Source organism: Pseudomonas sp. 2024-210 (genome assembly GCF_045062345.1).
Taxonomy (GTDB): Bacteria; Pseudomonadota; Gammaproteobacteria; order Pseudomonadales; family Pseudomonadaceae; genus Aquipseudomonas.
Genome location: NZ_JBJGEJ010000024.1, coordinates 38,072 through 56,010 on the forward strand (window position 1 = coordinate 38,072; position 17,939 = coordinate 56,010).

Here is a 17,939-nt window from a genome sequence, read left to right on the forward strand (position 1 = left end):
GACGGGATTGAAAATGTGCCATACACTGAGCCAGCCTCTTGCCAGACAAGAGGCTCGACACACTCCGCATCGTTAAGGCCTGCCATGCATTTCGACCTGATTGACCTGCGTCTGTATTTGAATGTGGTTCAGGCTGGCAATATTACCGCCGGTGCCAGCCTCAGCCATTTGTCGCTGGCCGCCGCCAGCGCGCGTATCCGGGCGATGGAAGCTTCTTTGGGCGTTGAATGTTTGCAACGCAGTCGCCGTGGGGTCAGTCCGACCCCGGCCGGCCAAGCTTTGGCCCAGCATGCTCGGCTGTTGCTGCTGCACGTCGAACGCTTGAAGGTTGAAATGGCCGAATACGCGCAAGGCTTCAAAGGCCAGGTCAGGCTGTTGTGCAACACGGCGGCCCTGACGGAATACTTGCCCGAACTCCTGGCGGACTTTGTTCGCCTCCATCCCGCCATCAGCGTCGACCAGCAAGAGCTGACCAGCCTGCGTATTACCCATGCCTTGCGTCAGAACGCTGCCGATATCGGTGTAATTTCCAATGCTGTGGATACCCGCGATTTGCAAACCCGGGCCTTTCGCGATGACCCGCTCGTGCTCGTCATGCCCCCGAATCATCCCCTCAGCGCGCTTGACGCACCGACCTTCAACGACACCCTGAGCCATGACTATGTCGGGCTTTCGGCAAACAGCGCGTTGGCCGTGTATTTGGAAGAACAAGCCCTGCGCAGCGGGGTGCGCATGAACGTGCGCATCCGCGCCGAGGGCGTCGATGGCGTGTTGCGCATGGTCGCCCGAGGCGCCGGGCTGGGCATTGTGCCCAAGGCCGCCATCGCACGCTGGCAAGCCGAACCGAGCTTCACCGTCGTCAACTTGAGTGAGCCGTGGGCCGACCGCACGCTGCTGCTGTGCGCACGCTCCTTTGAACAGCTGCCGCCCTATGCACGGGCATTGCTGGATGCGCTGAGCCCACCCTAGATACGTAGGAAATTTCTCAGAGTCGATTTCGCCTGTATGCCTGCATTTTTACCCGGAGTAATATCCGTGGCTTCCCGCCACCCGGGGGCGTGAGGCGCCGCGGGTGATGTGATCAACTACCGATAACAACAACGTGCAGGGCACCTGATGGCTGACACTAATTCCCCCCCGATCACACTCAAACGCGGTTTAAAAAATCGCCATATCCAGCTGATTGCCTTGGGCGGCGCTATCGGTACAGGCTTGTTTCTGGGTTCGGCGGGTGTGCTGAAGTCAGCCGGGCCGTCGATGATTCTGGGCTATGCCATTGCCGGGTTTATCGCCTTTTTGATCATGCGCCAGCTGGGCGAGATGATCGTCGAAGAACCTGTCGCCGGCTCGTTCAGCCACTTTGCCCACAAATACTGGGGCGGCTATGCGGGCTTTCTGTCGGGCTGGAATTATTGGGTGCTCTACGTGCTGGTGGGCATGGCCGAGCTGACAGCGGTGGGTAAATACATCCAGTTCTGGTGGCCCGAAGTGCCCACGTGGGTCAGTGCTGTGGTGTTCTTCGTGCTGGTCAACTTGATCAATACCCTGAATGTGAAAGTCTTCGGCGAGATGGAGTTCTGGTTTGCCATCATCAAGGTTGTGGCAATTGTCGGCATGATCGTTCTGGGCTGCTACCTGCTGATCAGCGGCACGGGCGGCCCACAAGCGTCAATCAGCAACCTGTGGAGCCACGGCGGATTCTTCCCCAATGGTGGCACCGGGCTGTTGATGGCCATGGCCTTCATCATGTTTTCCTTTGGTGGCCTGGAATTGGTGGGCATCACGGCAGCCGAGGCCAGCGAACCGAAAAAGGTTATTCCCAAGGCCATCAACCAGGTGGTGTACCGCATCCTGATTTTCTACGTGGGCGCCCTGACCGTGTTGCTGGCCCTGTACCCGTGGGATCAGTTGCTGGTCACACTGGGCGCGGGTGGCGATGCCTATGGCAGCAGCCCCTTTGTGCAGATTTTTGCCTTGATCGGCAGCGATACCGCCGCGCAAATCCTCAATTTCGTGGTGCTGACCGCCGCCCTGTCGGTTTATAACAGCGGTGTGTACTGCAACAGCCGCATGCTGTTTGGTCTGGCCGAACAAGGTGATGCGCCCAAAGCATTGATGAAACTGACCAAAAACGGCGTGCCTTTACGCGCACTGGGTCTGTCAGCGCTGGTGACGTTACTCTGTGTGGTGGTCAATTACGTGGCACCGCATAAGGCGCTGGAACTGCTGTTTGCGCTGGTGGTTGCCTCGCTGATGATCAACTGGGCGCTGATCAGCCTCACCCACCTCAAGTTCCGCAAGGCCATGAGCGAGAAAGGTGAGACGCCTGCGTTCAAGGCGTTCTGGTCGCCGTTCAGCAACATCTTGTGCCTGGCCTTTATGGCGGTGATTATTGCGGTTATCTGGATGATCCCCGACGTTCGCGCTTCGGTGTACGCCATCCCGGTATGGCTGCTGATCATTTATGGTTTTTATCAGGTGCGCTTGAGCACTGGCAGGCCACTGTCCAGGCGCTAACTTCACATCAAAAGCCCCTCACCCTAGCCCTCTCCCAGAGGGAGAGGGGACTCAAGCAAAAGCAGATGGGTGTAACGGCGCACATCAGCGCCCTCTCCCAGAGGGAGAGCGGACTCAAACAAAAGCAGGTGGGTGTAACGGCGCACATCAGCGCCCTCTCCCTCTGGAAGTGGGGACTCAAGCAAAAGCGGATAGGTGTAACGGCGTACATCAGCTCCCTTTCAGAAGGAGAGGGAACTCAATTCAAAAACAGATGTGCGTAACACCACCCATCAGCCCCCTCTCCCTCAGGGAGAGGGTTGGGGTGAGGGAACAAATGTCAGTGAACGCAAAAACCCGGGAAATCCGCCCGACGCGGACTCCCGGAAAAAACCCTATTCGGGTTTGCGATAGCTATTGATGATGGCCGAGAAGTCTTTACCGCCCTCCCCGCGCAAACTCATGGCTTGATACAACTGCTGAGCCACAGCGCCCATCACGACAGGTTGATGGGCCTGACGAGCCGCTTCCGTGGCAAGTCCCAAATCCTTGAGCATCAGCTCGGCACCAAAACCGCCGGTGTACCCCCGTGACGCCGGGGCAGTTTCGACAATACCGGGCCAAGGGTTGTAGACCTCGGAACTCCAGCAACGCCCGGTAGAACTGTTGATCACCCCGGCCAACACTTCGCTGTCGATCCCCAGCGCCGCCCCCAAGGCCATGGCCTCGCTGACGCCCACCATGGTGATTCCAAGCAGCAGGTTGTTGCAGATTTTAGCCACTTGACCGGTGCCCACATCCCCGCAATGGACGATGTTGCGGCCCATTTGCGCGAGTACGGGGTGCAGGGTGTCAAAGAGCGCTTGCGAGGCTCCGACCATGAACGTCAGGGTGCCCGCTTGTGCCCCGCCGGTGCCACCGGAGACCGGTGCGTCGGCCATCTGCACGCCTTGCCGAGCGGCAGCGGCCGCCAAATCACGGGCGGTTTGCGGGTCGATGGTGCTGCAATCCACGGCAGGCACACCTTCACCGATACCGGCCAGCACGCCGTCTTCCCCCAGCCAAACACTGCGCACATGCGCGGCGGCCGGCAGCATGGTGATGACCAGCTCAGTGCCTTGGGCGGCCTCGCGGGGCGAGTGACTGATGTGCCCGCCCAGCGCGGCCAGCTCCGCCAGAATGTCTTTGTTCAAATCGAACAGGTTCAACGAATGGCCGGCCTTGAGCAGGTTGCGCGCCATCGGTGCGCCCATGTTGCCCAAGCCAATAAATGCGATGTTCATGATCGTGCCCTCAGCGAAGGTTGATGGTGGTGTTGACGCCATCATTCACGCTGTCATCGTCAAACCAGCGACTGGTGACGGTTTTTGTTTGGGTATAGAACTGCACGACTTGTTTGCCGTACGGGCCAAGATCGCCGAGTTTCGACCCACGTGACCCAGTGAAGCTGAAAAACGGCACTGGGACTGGAATCGGAATGTTGATACCGACCTGACCCACATCGATTTCGGTCTGGAACTTGCGCGCAGCAGCGCCACTTTGGGTGAACAGCCCCGTGCCGTTGCCGAACGGATTGGCGTTGACCAGCGCGATGGCTTGATCAAGGGTATCCACCTCTATGACCGCCAGCACCGGGCCAAAGATTTCCTGTGTGTAAATCTGCATGTCGGTGGTCACGCCCGAGAACAGGGTCGGGCCGATAAAGTTGCCCTGCTCAAACCCCGGCACGTTGACGTCGCGCCCGTCCAGTTCAAGCACTGCGCCTTCTTTGATCCCGCTTTCAATCAACCCCAGTACGCGCTCTTTAGCGCGCTTGGAGATCACCGGCCCGACGTCAGTGCCCGCTTCGCTGCCGGCATTAACCTTAAGCTTTTGCGCCAACGCCTTGAGGTCGGGCAGCCATTGCTTGGCCGCGCCCACCAGCACCACCACCGACGTGGCCATGCAGCGTTGGCCGGCTGCGCCAAAACCCGCACCGACCAGCGCATTGAGGGTTTGTTGACGATTGGCATCGGGCAGTACCACGGCGTGGTTTTTGGCGCCCATCATCGATTGCACGCGCTTGCCATGACGCCCCGCCAGGTCATACACATGGGTGCCCACGGCTGTCGAGCCGACAAAGGACACGGCCTTGATGTCAGTGTGCGTGCACAGGGCATCCACGACTTCCTTGCCGCCGTGCACCACGTTCAGCACACCCGGTGGCACACCGGCTTCAAGCGCCAACTCCACCAGCATCAGGGTCGACAGCGGGTCTTGCTCGGAAGGTTTCAGAACGAACGTGTTGCCGCAGGCGATTGCCATCGGAAACATCCACAACGGAATCATGGCCGGAAAGTTAAACGGCGTGATCCCCGCACAGACGCCGATGGGCTGACGCAAGGTGTAGGTATCCACCCCGCCTGCAACGTTTTCGGCGAACTCACCCATCTGCAACGTACCGATGGAGCACGCGTGTTCGACCACTTCCAGGCCCCGAAAAATATCACCCTCGGCGTCGGCAATGGTTTTGCCCTGCTCAGCACTGAGGACAGTAGCAATACGCTTGGAGTGTTCACGAATGAGCGCTTGCAGCTTGAGCATGATGCGCATGCGCGCGCCAATCGGCGTCAGCTTCCAGGTTTGAAAGGCACGCTGGGCAGCTGCAATCGCCGCGTTGACTTCAGAGGCTGTCGCGAAAGGCACTTTGGCCAGTACCTGCTGAGTGGCCGGGTTAACGATGTCGTGCCACTCGGTGGTCTGCGACTCGATCCATTCGCCATCGATCAGTAAGCGGGCATTTTGATACGGGGTGTTAGGAACGCTCATGGAGGTCTCCGACATTATTTTTATGAGTACGGGCGCCCGGATTGGTCGCAGGACAGTTTTTGGAGTATAGGTGTGCGTTCTTCTAATAAGAACGCACATATAAGCCGGTCAAACATGCAAAAAAACATCACCTCGTTAAGCGCTTTGAACTGGGACGACCTGAAGTTTTTTCTGGAAGTGGCCCGCACCCGCAAAGCCAGCAGCGCTGCTAAACGCCTGGCAGTCGACTACACCACCGTGTCGCGGCGGATCAGCTCGCTGGAAAGTGCACTGGGTACGTTGCTCTTTGAAAAATCGCGCACCAATGGCTTCACGCTGACCCCTGAAGGCCAGCGCTTATTGGGTTATGCCGAGTCGATTGAAAGCACGCTGCACATGGCCTGTGAGCAAGTGTCGGGTTCAGGGGTGGCGTTGTCCGGGCATGTACGCATGGGCTGTACCGAAGGCTTTGGCAGCTTTTTCATCACCCCGCAGTTAAGCCACTTTGTGGACACTTACCCGGCGATCTCGGTGGATATCCTGCCGCTGCCGCACTTCATCAGCCTGTCCAAACGCGAAGCCGATATTGTCATTGCGCTGGAGCGCCCGGAGCATGGGCCGTATGTGTGCTGCAAACTGTGTGACTACCGCTTGCAACTGTTTGCCACCCAGGACTATCTGGACCAACACCCGCCCATCCGCCGGGCCGCTGACTTGCAGGAACATCCCTTTATCAGCTACGTCGACGATCTGGCATTCAGTTCAGAGCTGCTGTATCTGGCCAATGTCGTGCCCGGCGCCAGCGCCACCTTGCGAAGCACCAGCGTGATTGCGCAGTTCGTGGCTGCGCAGCAAGGGCGTTCGATGGCAATACTGCCGTGCTTTCTGGCGGCTCAAGACCCACGGCTATTGCCTGTGCTGCCCGATGAAATCAACCTCACCCGGCAGTTCTGGATGTATTGCAGGGAGGATCTGAGAAAGCTCAAGCGGATCACCCTGTTGTGGGATTACATCCGTGAAGTGACTGAGCTGAATGCGCCTTTATTGCAGGGGCAGACGCGGGTACTCAAGTTTGTGGGCTGACCCACCGGCGTTAATCCGTAATCACCACGATGGACACCCGCCGGTTTTCGGTTCGCCCGGCGCGGGTCTTGTTGGGGGGAACAGCTGATTAGGTATTCGAGGTTACGGCGCACTCCGGCTTCGCAACATGTTGCCCGCCACGGGCGAGGCGTTTGGCGTGGTACATCGCCGAATCGGCTGCACACAGCAGCGAATCCGGGTGGGTGCCATGCTCGGGGTAAACCGCAATACCGATACTGAAAGAGGTGACAACACTGCAGTGGCCCGGCAAAGAAACAGGCTCAAGCATGCTGGCGATGATTTTGTCCGCAATACGCTGGGCGTCTTCGATCTTGTGCAGCGGCTGCAGTAAAATCGCAAATTCATCGCCCCCCAGTCGCGCAACCACATCGTTCTCACGGAGCAAGCCGCGGATGCGGGCGGCCACCGTCACCAACACCACATCACCCGCTGCATGGCCATAGGTGTCATTGATGTCTTTAAAACGGTCACTGTCGAGAAACAGCACCGCGGCTTTTTCATGGGTTGTGTTCAGCGAACGCAGCGTGCGCGCCAACTGTGATTCAAAGTAGGCACGGTTGGGCAACTCGGTCAGTGAGTCATGATTGGCCTGGTGCACCAGTGCCTGGTTTTGATTTTGCAGATGGCTTTGCCACGACTCCAGCTCATCGAGCAACGCGTTAAAGTCATTGCCCAGGCTGTTCAACTCGGCAATCTGCGCCACCGGTACGCGCTGGTCGAATACGCGCTCGATACGTACCGCATGTGCCACTTCAGCCAGTTGTTGTAATGGCCCGGTTATACCGCCGTGCATGCGCCGTGAAAGGTGCAATGCACTCCATACACAGAGCGCCGTGCACAGCAACATACCGAACAGTCCGCTGATCAAAAACCTCAACAGGTTACCGCCGTGGGCACGGATCCTCACTTCACCGATCTGCTGACCCTGACGCTCAATCGGCACCGTTACCGGCTGACTCAACAAGTGATCTGCCAGCCACATCTCTGCCTTGGACAACAACCCGTTTTCCGGGCGATGCCACTGCGCCAGTAATTGACCATTGGCCTTGTACACTTGAGCGTCGGCGACAGCCGCTGAGGAGGCAATCAAGGCCAGTGCTTCTAACGCAGCGGCCTTGTCATCGAACACCACTGCCGCTTCGACGGTGTAATTGATGGCACGCGCCAACAAATGCACGTTGTTGTCGGCGTACACCTTGAGTGCCAACGTGCCCAACAGCGTCATCGACGTACTGGCCAGCACGACGGCGACCAACGCCACGCTCAAATGCCCGCGGCGCAGCACCGAACGCAATCGGCGATGTACAGGAAACCTTTTTTTCGGGCTCATGCCTGATCACCCCGACGACGGGACAATTGCAACACGCGCGGGTGAATCCGCACGCCGCTACGGGCGACAGCGTCGAGGTTAACCTCAAACGACACCTGCGCTTCGCCCACTCGCAGGCAAAACAAGCTGCCGACGCTGCACGGATCCACCTGTTCGCTGATGCTCAGAACCGCTTGGCCCGTGAGTTGCTCGAACACACCGCTACGGTCTTCAGGGCTGAGTTTGCCTAAATAAAGCGCGTTGCAGCGCTCGATAAGCGAAGGATCCGTGACCATTACCCGACGCACTTGCAACGCTCTGCCATTGGCCTGTGTCGCGCCTTTAAGCAGGTCATCGGCGTACTCGGTCGGGCCAACCACACACAGCTGCAAATACGCCGGTTCGATGGGCCAACGCGCATAGCTGAGAATGCCAAGCACCACTTGGGTGACATTTTTGGCTCGTTGATCAACCTGATTTAGCGTCACTTCGGGTTGAGCCAAGCAGGGGGTGCTCAGCAATAGCAGGTGAAGAGACAGGCGCAGCAGGCCGCTTCTCAAACCCTGCCGTGTCGAGAAAACAGCCACATCCATGCAGGAAATCTCGGAAAACGTTGTAGGAATAATGCCGGGAATGTATCACAGGATTCGTATTAACTGTGACAGACATCACATTACCGAACATCCAAAAGTAGATACCCGGCCTGTATACACACCGCTTTTGGGGGGCAGCGCTTCCCTGCGCGCCCGCCGCCATTGAATCGGTTTTTGGCTAACCCAGACCCAACATTAGCCCGCTCAAGCGCTTGACCTTGCGTGCTACGGCCTCCTCAAACACACCTGCCCGCGGTTCAATTAGGCTGAACCAGTGTTTAGCCCGCGTGATGCCGGTATAGATGAGCTCTTTGGTCAACACCGGGTTAAGGGCTTCAGGGAGCACCAGCGCGGTGTGCGAAAACTCTGAACCCTGGGATTTGTGCACCGTCATGGCGTACACCGTTTCAACATCATTGAGTCGACTGGGCAGCACAAAACGAATACCGCCCTGCCCATCATTGCGGGCAAAGGCTACCCGCAGCACATGGCGCTGCTTATCTGCGTCACGCTCCGGGAGTTTGAGGGCGATGCCGATATCACCATTCATTAACCCCAAGCCGTAATCATTACGGGTCATTAGCACGGGACGCCCTTCGTACCACTGTTGGTCACCGTCTATTAACATACGGGCAAACAATGTTCGCGTGATGCGCTCGTTCAAACCTTCCACACCCCAGGGGCCTTTACGCACGGCGCACAGTACCTGGAACGCTTCGAACGCCTCCAGTACTTGCCCCGCCCAAACGGACCAGCAAGGGTCTTCAAGGCCTGCATCGGCCGATGGACGCCGGTCGCGCAGTACCTCAAGGTAATGCCGATAGCCTTTGGCTTGCGCACCGCGCCCTTCCAGCGCCAGACGCTCGAACCCCCGGTCTTGCTCACCCTTGAGGGGCAAGGTAAACAGATCCTCGTGATGGCCGGCGACCAGCAACGCCCGCGCTTCGTGTGACTGCTGACGGTTTACCAGACGAGAAAGCTGGCCAATACCGCTGCCTTCTCCAAAGCGACGCGAGTGACGCAACATGACCACTTGCTGGGCGAGCGGATGAGTACCGTCCAGATCTTGTTGCAAATCGCTGGCCGCCAAGTTTTCACCACTGACCTGCTCCAGCCATGCCAGGGTCTGCGGGGTATACCAGCCCGCCTCGGCATCGCGACACAAATCGCCCAGTACCGCGCCCGCTTCAACCGAGGCCAACTGGTCCTTGTCCCCCAACAGCACCAGCCGCGCATGGTCGGGTAATGCATCGAGTAAATTGGCCATCATCTCCAGGTCGATCATGGAGGCTTCATCCACCACCAACACATCCAGCGGCAGCCGATTGCCCGCGTGATGGCGGAAGTGCCGTGTACCCGGTCGGCTGCCCAGCAGGCGGTGAACCGTGGTGACATCACTTGGGATTTTTTGCCGAACGCTGTCAGCCACTTCCAGCGATTTGACTTGCAGGCTGATGGATTCGGTCAAGCGCGCGGCCGCTTTGCCGGTCGGTGCAGCCAGACGAATTCGCAACGGCGCTCCTGCCTCGACGGCCGGGGCCTGCAGCAGGGCCAGCAGGCGCACTACGGTGGTGGTTTTGCCGGTGCCGGGGCCGCCCGTGACGATGCTGAAGGCCCCGCGGGTCGCTAACGCGCAGGCCAGCTTTTGCCAGTCAATCGGTGCAGGCTGTTCCGGGCTGCCAAACAAACTGTTGAGGCGAGTCGGCAAATCCTCAGGCGTGACCTGCGCAGCAGACAGCCGTTGGCGCAAAGCGCTGTCGATTCGCCGCTCATACGCCCAATAACGACGTAAATACAGACGACGGTCACTCAGCACCATGGGACGACTGCTCGCCTCGGCGCAATGTCCGGCGTGCTCAACCAAAGGGCTGGCCTGCAAGGCAGCACACCACGCGTCACCCTCCAGCGCTTCGAGTAGCTGCGACGGCAGGAGCATGGCGCCTGTCTGCACATCGCCTTCAGGCGGCAGAGACAGTGCAAAGTCGGGCTCTTTCAGGGTTTCGAACAGGTCCAGACAGACATGGCCGTGACCCAGCTGGTGGCTGGTCAGCGCCGCCGCCAGCAACACCAATGGGTCACCCCCGGGGTCGCGCTCATGCAGAAAAGCGACAAACGCTTTATCCAGCGCACGCAGCCACCCGCGTTCTACCCAGCGCTCCAGCAGCAGCAACAGATCATCGGCTCGCGTCAACGGTTGTAATCGGGCAAGGCTTTCAGCCGTCAACGGCGTGGGCAACAGTTCGGCAAACGAACGACTCATAACAACTCTCCCTGTTCCCATGCCGGTTCAGCCCGTTGAGGCTGAGGTTTGCCCTGGAACATCAGGTCCAGGCTTTCAATCAAATGTCTGGGCGGCCGCGTAAAGAACACCCCTTGCCCTTGGGAGCGAGTGCCGCGCAGGAATAAATACAACGCGCCGCCCATGTGCTGGTCGTAGTCGTAGTCAATCAGCCGCGCCTTGAGTTGACGGTGCAGGGCCAACAGGTACAACACGTATTGCAGGTCGTAGCGATTATCCAGGATCGATGTGGTCATCGCCTGTTCGGTGTAGGCCGCATCGTCGATACCCAGCCAGTTGGATTTGTAATCCGCTACGTAATAGCGCCCTGCATGCTCGAACGTGAGGTCGATAAAGCCTTTGAACATGCCATTGAGCAGGCTTGGTTCAGCGGCCGCACGTGGCGCACCGCCGTGCGTATGTTGGCGCACCAGCTTATCGAGTTGCAGCACGTCGACCTTGTGGCTGGCAAACCAGAATTCCATTTCGATCTGGTATTGATTCAAGCCGCTCAGTACCACAGCGGGTTGACCATTGTTCAGGCGCAGGGGTTCGTGTTGCAGATGCAGCAACCAGTCGCTCAAGGTTTCAATCCAGCCTTGCCAGCCACGTCGATTGCAACGTCGCGCGACGGCATCGTTGACGGCTGCAGCCTCAGCCTTGAAACCTTCGCCGCCAGCCCATTCCAGCAGGCCATGCAAGAAGGTGCCGGGATTGGGCCCACGAGGGAACCGGTGAATGTCGCCCCCGGTGAGCAACACATCACGCGGCGCATCAGGATCGAGTCGCTCATCATCCGAGAGCTTTTGAGCCAATGCGCTTTCCGGTGCCTCGGCAGGGCTGAGGCTGTCGCCAATCCGCAACGCGCTGTAGGACGCTATCCACCAGTTTTCGGCTGCGCGCCGAGCCGGGATTAACGGTGTACGTAACATGGCCTGGTTGATCGGCGGAACAAAGTACGCGGGGCTGGGCAATGGCACAGCCTGGCAATCAATGGCCGGGCAATCTTGCTGTGCGTCCGCCAGCCAGCCTGCAAGGGCCACGGATTCGGCCAGCACTGCGCCCCCCCCGAGCAAATAACCCAACGCAGACAGGTGCAGCGTCGAGCGATTGTTGTTGCCGCGTTTAAGGTCGGCAACGCCCAGCCAGCAGGCATGCTGGGCACGGGTCAGGGCCACATAGAGCAAACGCAGGTCTTCGGCCAGACGCTCGTCATCGGCCTGAGCGATCAGTTCGGGCGTGGCTTTCAAACTGACCTGCGCGTTACCCGCAGCGTCGTGGTAATGGAGCGGCAAACGGCTGCCATCCACCGGCTTGGTCGAGCAGATAAATGGCAAGAACACCAACGGGTATTCCAGCCCTTTCGACTTGTGAATAGTGACCACTTTTACCAGTTGCTCATCGCTTTCAAGGCGCAGGATCTGGTCTTCTGCGGCCTGACCCGACAAGGCCAGATGCTCGGCCAGATGGCGGATCAGCGCTTGCTCACCATCCAGCTCGGCAGCCGCTTGCTGCAACAGTTCAGACAGGTGCAACACATTGGTTAACACCCGCTCACCGTCCGGGCGGGCAATCAAGGTGCGGGGTAATTCAAAGTCATGCAGCAGGCGTCGCAACATGGCCAATACGCCTTGTTTGCGCCAGATTTCGCGGTAACCACGGAACTGCATGACACGACGTTCCCACGCCAGTTCGTCCTGATTCAGACGTTCAAGCTCAATTAAGGGCAGGTCCAACGTGATACAGGCCAGTGCGGCGCGCAGTGGGCGCTCGACATCCGGTTCGGCACAGGCTTTAAGCCAGGCCAGCACATCGTGTGCCTCCTGCGCGGCGTAGACCGAATCCTTGTCTGACAAGTAAACACTTCGCACGCCACGGGTCGACAATTCGCGCCGCACAGCCTGCGCTTCTTTACCGTCACGTACCAGAATCGCGATATCAGCCGGCAATACACCGCGTAGCGGATGCCCTTCCTGGACAAACCCGCACCGACCTTGCTGGCCGCCATTGAGCAACTCGACAATCTGGCTGGCGCACACGGCCGCCAGTTGCTGGCGATACACCGCGCCGGAAACGGGCTGTTCGGAGGGCAATTGCCAAAGGTTCATGGCGGACACCGGTTGCCCATCCATGTGCAGGACTTCTTTTCGGCCTTGAGATTTAACCGAGACAAACGGCACAGGGTTTTCAGAACCCTCACGGAACAAAAACGCACCGCGTCCTGTATCGCGCTGTTCAGCTCGGGCAAACACGTGGTTCACCGCATCCACCATCGCGTGGCTGGAGCGAAAGTTGGTGTCCAGTGTGTGCAGTCGGCCTTGAGTGGCATGACGGGCGCGCAGGTAGGTGTAAATGTCGGCACCGCGAAACGCATAGATCGCCTGCTTCGGGTCGCCGATCAGAAACAAACCCGTCTCAGGGCTGTTGTCCTCGATACGGTAAATGGTTTCGAAGATGCGGTACTGCACCGGGTCGGTGTCTTGGAATTCATCGATCAGGGCTACCGGAAACTGCTCGCGAATCAACGTCGCCAGACGCTCGCCGCCATCTGCTTGCAACGCTGTATCAAGCCTGAGCAGCATATCGTCAAAGCCCATCTCGGCACGGCGGCGCTTTTCTTCCTCAAAACGCGCACTCACCCAACGCGCAGCATGCTCCAACACCGCAGCGTCAGGGCTGGGTAAAGCGTCCAATGCGGCTTTCAGGCCGGCCATGGCATCCAGACCCGGATGCTGCGGCGGTTGCCCTTTCCAGGCTTCGGCCATACCGTCGGGGGTCAGACGCGTGAATCCAGTGCTCAGGTCCAACTGTTCCAGTGTGTCGTCTACCGCCCATGCGCTGAGTTTCTCGAACCAGGGTTCAAAGTAACGCGCTTGCATCTTGCGACCGTCGACACTTTTACTGGCTACGCCCTGCAGACAAATATCTCGCAGTTCCTGGGCCCATTGCACCCACGGGGTTTTGAGCTGCGTGAGCACCTGACGACGTTCCTGCAGGCACGTATCGATAATCTGCGCAGGGCTTTGCTGCGGATCTACGCCCGCCCGCGAACTGCCGAACAGCGCACGTATACGCGGTAACAAAGCGTCGGGGCCACTCAAATTTGTACGTACCCAGTTCAGCGCGTCACCGTGCATGGGGTAGCAAAACAGGCGCCAGTAATCGCGCACGACTTCGCCCAGCAAGTCGCTGTGGTCGGTTTCCAGTGTCTGTGTGAACAGGCTTCCGCTGTCGAACGCATGCTCACGCAGCATCCGCTGACACCAACTGTGGATGGTCGAAACGGCGGCTTCATCCATCCATTGCGCGGCAATGTCGAGCCGACCTGCGCATCCTGCCCATTGCTCGTACGAATACTGATCTCGCAGTTGTGCAACTAAAGCGTCCGGCGCTTCGATTTCGTCACGGAAGAACCGCGCAGCTTCCGCAAGGCGGGTGCGGATACGGTCACGCAACTCTTTGGTGGCAGCATCCGTGAAGGTCACAACGAGAATTTGTGGGGGTAACAGTTCGCGGCCAAACCCGGCGTCCTGTGCTCCGTGCCCCAGTATCAAACGCAGGTAGAGGGCCGAGATGGTGAATGTCTTGCCGGTGCCGGCGCTGGCTTCGATCAGTTGGCTGCCGTGCAGGGGAAAGGCTAGCGCCAAGGGGGGATTTAACGCACTCATTAACGGGCCGCCTCGCTGGTCAGTGAACGCCAAGGGGCGTCAAACAAGGGGCGATACAGGGCGTCGCACCAGTCTTCAAATTCATGAGTGGCAATCAGCGCCGCGTAGTCCGGAAACTGACGAGCGAGCGCAGCACTTTCGCGACGCTCGCCATTACTGTTCTGACCATCACCTTCGTACGCTTTTTGTGCCGCGGCCTCTGCTTTGGCCGGATCACTCTGGGCCAGCCAGGCGAAGGCTGTTTTGACTGCGATAGGCAGCGGGCGACTCATCCCTACCTTCCAGGCCAGCAACAGATTGCCGAGAATGTCCCGGGCTTGTTGAGGCTGCATAGGCTCGAGCAACAAGGTGTCATCGCTGGCGACCAACGCGGTGGACATGGGCAAGCCGCTGGCGCAGGCCACCAGATGATTGACCCACGGCCGGGTCAAACGGTGCCATTTACGAGTTTTGATCGCGCCAATGCTGTTGGGAATCGTGGTGACGGAGAGTAAGCCGTTGTCACTTCGCTGATGCAGATTGCCCAGCCACCCTTCCAGTTTCAGCCCATGTTCTTCGAGGCTGACAGGCAAGGCGCTGCTCAGAGGCTTAGGCCAAAGCGTCAACAACTGTTGATAGCGTTGCATTACGTCGGGCAAAGGTTCTATCAGTTCGTGCTGCAAGCATTCCCCAAACCCGGCCATCGGTAACAGGCCGCTGCCTTGCAGGCGCAGGGCGCGGTTGTGTAAGGCTTGCTCCAGTTGATCGGGCTGCGCCAAGGCGGCCTCGAGCAAGCTGTCGCTCAGGGTGTAACGCTGTAAAGCATCGAGGACGAAAGGCTCTTCATCTGCAAGAGGTACTTCTGCGGCTTCAAAGAACACTTTCAAACGCTGACTGAAGAAGTGGCGCACCGGGTTGCGCAAAAAGTCCTGCAGTTGAGTCAGGTTCAAGGGTTCTTCTTGTTCGTGTGCGGTGAGTGACCCGGGTTGAGCCGGGGCATCCTGAAACTCGTGCAATTGCTGCCACTCACGGGCGTAGCTGAAAAGGTTGGGGGTGCCTTCATGGAAATAGCGGGTGCTGAAAGGTTGCAACGGATGCTCTTGCGTCATGGCTTCAAGCAGATCACTGCCGCCCTGATGCTTCCAGCCACCGGCGATATGATCGCGCAGTTGTCCGATCAGAACGCAGGCCGGGCGCTCGCTGTTGTCGCGAATACTGCGCCCGACCCAACTGATGTACAGCTGATCACGGGCCGAAAGCAGTGCTTCAAGCAACAAATAACGGTCATCTTCACGGCGCGAGCGATCGCCGGGGCGATAGTCACTGCCCATCAAGTCAAAATCCAGGGGCGGTTGCGCACGCGGATAGTCGCCGTCATTCATCCCCAGCAAACACACTAATTTGAACGGGATGGCACGCATCGGCATCAGCGTGCAGAAGTTGACCGCACCTGCCAGGAATCGTTGGGACAGTTTGCCTTGGTCGAGACCTGCCAGCCACGCCTCACGAACAACCGTGAGCGGTAACTCATCTTGCAGGCCAACCAGCTCACAGGTTTCAAGCCAGTTTTCTCGAAGCTCTTCAAGCTGGGCCAAGAGATAATCGTCGTGTTCGGTTTCCGCCAGGAAGAAAAGTTGAACCAGCGCTTGCAGTCGTTCGCCCCATTGCTGAGGCAGCGCCGGTTGCGAGAGTTCCTCATGGGCAATTTCCAGCGCATCGAGCAGAGCCACTAGCGGGCCAATCAAGACAGCATCCAGGCCGCCAATTTCGTCGTAGGGTTCAATGCCATCACAGGCTTCGCCACTGCCCACGGCATAGCCAAGCAGCATGCGGCGCAGGCCGAACCGCCAACTGTTCTGTTCCAGTTGCGCCGGCAAGCCAAGGCCGGCGCGCTGTTGCGCATTCAATCCCCAGCGAATCCCTGCGCCTTCGATCCAGCGATGCAAGGTTGGAAGGTCGCGCTCTTGAACGTTGAAGCGAGCTCGTAGTGAGGGAACATCCAGAAGATCGAGGATTTCGCTGACCGGGAAACGACTGTCAGGCAATTTAAGTAAGTGCTCGATGGCGATCAGCAGAGGATCACGGCCTCGCTGGCCTTGATCCGCGAGGGTGTAGGGGATGAAACGGCGATCGTCGCGTTCAACCTGGCCAAACACGGCTCGAATATGGGGGGCGTAACTGTCGACGTCCGGCACCATTACAATCACGTCGCGTGGCTGTAAGCCAGGATCTTCGCTGAAGCGGGCCAGCAATTGGTCGTGAAGGATTTCAACTTCACGCTGCGCGCTGTGGGCGATGTGAAAACGGATTGAACGATCCGTATCTAAATCAACAGCAGGCCATAGCTCACGTGTTTCATTGAGAGGACGCAGCTCAAGAATATCGTCTTGGAGTTGATTCAACAGGTTGAGTGGTTCTACTTTGCTGAATAGGTCTATCCGTCCATCGCGAAAGGCGGCCCGATAACTGTTCGGATCGTCGTAACTGTCCAACAGGTTGATGTAGTCACGGCCCTGCTTGCCCCAGGCAGCCAATAAAGGGTGAGCATGTTGATGCAGGATATCGACGTCCAGCGCGGCTGGCATTCCGGCTTTGCGGGCTTGGCGTTTGTACTGGTGGCGCAGCAGATCTTTGTCCGCCACGATGTCAGACCAATGATGACGGCAAGGGTTGTGCACACACAGCAGCACCTGACTGAAGCGGGCCAGACCTGCCAACGCTTCGAGTGCCTGAGCAGGAAGCGATGAGATGCCAAAAACGATGACTCGGGCCGGCAAACCGGGCGGCGCTTGTTCGAGGCTATTGATCCTGTCCATAAAGCGTTGATGAACGCCGGCACGACTCTGCGACATGCCCTCTTCACCTACATCGAGCAGAAGTGCACGCCATAGCTCCGCTTGCCAGCAATTGGCCGGACCTAGGACGGGGGTTTCGCCTCGTGCATTGCGTAGCTGGTGACGGCCTGCCGCCCAATCTTCCAACCAATCGGCGCGATAAACCTGATATTGGTCGAAGAGGTCGGCGAGGCGCTCTGACAGTTGATAGCGCTTGCGCAAATCAGCGTCGTGGGTCAGAAACCGCTGCAACGGTTCGAAGTGCGGCTGATCAATAAGCGCAGGCAATAAACGCATCAAACGCCAAGTGAGCGGGGCTTTATCAAGCAAGGATTTGGCGGGGATTTGTTCTGTGCCCAACACGATGCGATAGAGCTGCCACATGAAACTGCCGGGCAGTTGCACATCCACCGCAGCGGCAATCCCGCAGCCACCCAAGTCATCATCCTGAGCATCTTCGGCCAGAGCCAGCTTCAGCCATTGAGCGATGCCATTACTCTGTACCAGCGCAATTTCGTTCTCCAGAGGTGCCAAGGGATAGCGCCGCATCCAGCTCACGACCAAGCCTCGCAGTTCATCAAGGCGATTACCGTGAACGACCATGAAACCTGGATTCAGAGAAGTAGCGACCGGCATGAAGGCATCCTTAGGGAAGGCAATATCCAAAGACGAACCTTAACATTGCATGGGGGGGAGTTGCGCAAGCTGCAAGCGAACAGCTTGGGGCATGCAGAGGATTTAAAACGTGTTGCTTGTCGCTCGCCCGGGCTTTTTCGCGCACAAAAACAAACCCCCTGTCTGCGTGAGCAGACAGGGGGTTTGGAATTTAATCTTGACGATGACCTACTCTCACATGGGGAAACCCCACACTACCATCGGCGATGCATCGTT

The 17,939-nt window shown here is 58.4% G+C and carries 10 protein-coding genes; 3 read left to right on the forward strand and 7 right to left on the reverse strand.

The window, feature by feature from the left end:
* Positions 1-84 precede the first annotated feature (84 nt).
* Entirely contained in the window at positions 85-969 is an 885-nt protein-coding gene (locus ACI7MX_RS21830; RefSeq protein ID WP_314485242.1) for a LysR family transcriptional regulator, read from the forward strand.
* 147 nt (positions 970-1,116) lie between these two features.
* A complete protein-coding gene (locus ACI7MX_RS21835) occupies positions 1,117-2,517 on the forward strand; it encodes an amino acid permease (protein WP_405591445.1) in 1,401 nt (466 codons plus the stop codon).
* 374 nt (positions 2,518-2,891) lie between these two features.
* Here the strand turns inward: ACI7MX_RS21835 and mmsB are convergent, their stop codons facing one another.
* Together mmsB and ACI7MX_RS21845 are read right to left on the reverse strand one after the other, a co-directional pair.
* Positions 2,892-3,779, reverse strand: coding sequence for a 3-hydroxyisobutyrate dehydrogenase (gene mmsB, locus ACI7MX_RS21840; RefSeq protein WP_405591442.1), 888 nt, complete (start codon positions 3,777-3,779; stop codon positions 2,892-2,894).
* Between the two features lie 10 nt (positions 3,780-3,789).
* Positions 3,790-5,304 (reverse strand): CoA-acylating methylmalonate-semialdehyde dehydrogenase, encoded by a 1,515-nt coding sequence (locus ACI7MX_RS21845; protein ID WP_314485237.1) that lies wholly within the window; start codon positions 5,302-5,304, stop codon positions 3,790-3,792.
* A gap of 114 nt (positions 5,305-5,418) precedes the next feature.
* Here ACI7MX_RS21845 and ACI7MX_RS21850 point away from each other — a divergent pair, with 114 nt between their 5' ends.
* Positions 5,419-6,366, forward strand: a complete 948-nt coding sequence (locus ACI7MX_RS21850; protein ID WP_405591438.1) for a LysR family transcriptional regulator — start codon at positions 5,419-5,421, stop codon at positions 6,364-6,366.
* 88 nt (positions 6,367-6,454) lie between these two features.
* Here ACI7MX_RS21850 and ACI7MX_RS21855 read toward each other — a convergent pair whose 3' ends face one another.
* The 5 genes from ACI7MX_RS21855 to recC all read right to left on the reverse strand — a co-directional run bounded on the left by ACI7MX_RS21855 (position 6,455) and on the right by recC (position 17,684).
* Positions 6,455-7,717 carry a diguanylate cyclase domain-containing protein gene (locus ACI7MX_RS21855; protein ID WP_405591435.1) on the reverse strand — a complete coding sequence of 421 codons (1,263 nt, stop codon included), beginning with the start codon at positions 7,715-7,717 and terminating at the stop codon, positions 6,455-6,457.
* Entirely contained in the window at positions 7,714-8,289 is a 576-nt protein-coding gene (locus ACI7MX_RS21860) for a YfiR family protein (protein ID WP_405591432.1), read from the reverse strand. The genes ACI7MX_RS21855 and ACI7MX_RS21860 overlap by 4 nt, the downstream gene beginning before the upstream one ends.
* Positions 8,290-8,467: 178 nt before the next feature.
* Positions 8,468-10,549 carry an exodeoxyribonuclease V subunit alpha gene (gene recD, locus ACI7MX_RS21865; RefSeq protein ID WP_405591429.1) on the reverse strand — a complete coding sequence of 694 codons (2,082 nt, stop codon included), beginning with the start codon at positions 10,547-10,549 and terminating at the stop codon, positions 8,468-8,470.
* Positions 10,546-14,235: an exodeoxyribonuclease V subunit beta gene (recB, locus tag ACI7MX_RS21870; protein WP_405591426.1), complete on the reverse strand. Its 3,690-nt coding sequence runs from the start codon at positions 14,233-14,235 to the stop codon at positions 10,546-10,548. The genes recD and recB overlap by 4 nt, the downstream gene beginning before the upstream one ends.
* Positions 14,235-17,684: an exodeoxyribonuclease V subunit gamma gene (gene recC, locus ACI7MX_RS21875; protein ID WP_405591423.1), complete on the reverse strand. Its 3,450-nt coding sequence runs from the start codon at positions 17,682-17,684 to the stop codon at positions 14,235-14,237. Before recC ends, recB begins: the two co-directional genes overlap by 1 nt.
* Positions 17,685-17,939 lie beyond the last annotated feature (255 nt).

Coding starts and splice junctions, on each gene's coding strand:
- ACI7MX_RS21850 (WP_405591438.1), top strand. CDS start 5,419: ATGCAAAAAAACATCACCTCGTTAAGCGCTTTGAACTGGGACGACCTG.
- mmsB (WP_405591442.1), bottom strand. CDS start 3,779: ATGAACATCGCATTTATTGGCTTGGGCAACATGGGCGCACCGATGGCG.
- ACI7MX_RS21855 (WP_405591435.1), bottom strand. CDS start 7,717: ATGAGCCCGAAAAAAAGGTTTCCTGTACATCGCCGATTGCGTTCGGTG.
- ACI7MX_RS21860 (WP_405591432.1), bottom strand. CDS start 8,289: ATGGATGTGGCTGTTTTCTCGACACGGCAGGGTTTGAGAAGCGGCCTG.
- ACI7MX_RS21835 (WP_405591445.1), top strand. CDS start 1,117: ATGGCTGACACTAATTCCCCCCCGATCACACTCAAACGCGGTTTAAAA.
- ACI7MX_RS21830 (WP_314485242.1), top strand. CDS start 85: ATGCATTTCGACCTGATTGACCTGCGTCTGTATTTGAATGTGGTTCAG.
- recD (WP_405591429.1), bottom strand. CDS start 10,549: ATGAGTCGTTCGTTTGCCGAACTGTTGCCCACGCCGTTGACGGCTGAA.
- recB (WP_405591426.1), bottom strand. CDS start 14,235: ATGAGTGCGTTAAATCCCCCCTTGGCGCTAGCCTTTCCCCTGCACGGC.
- ACI7MX_RS21845 (WP_314485237.1), bottom strand. CDS start 5,304: ATGAGCGTTCCTAACACCCCGTATCAAAATGCCCGCTTACTGATCGAT.
- recC (WP_405591423.1), bottom strand. CDS start 17,684: ATGCCGGTCGCTACTTCTCTGAATCCAGGTTTCATGGTCGTTCACGGT.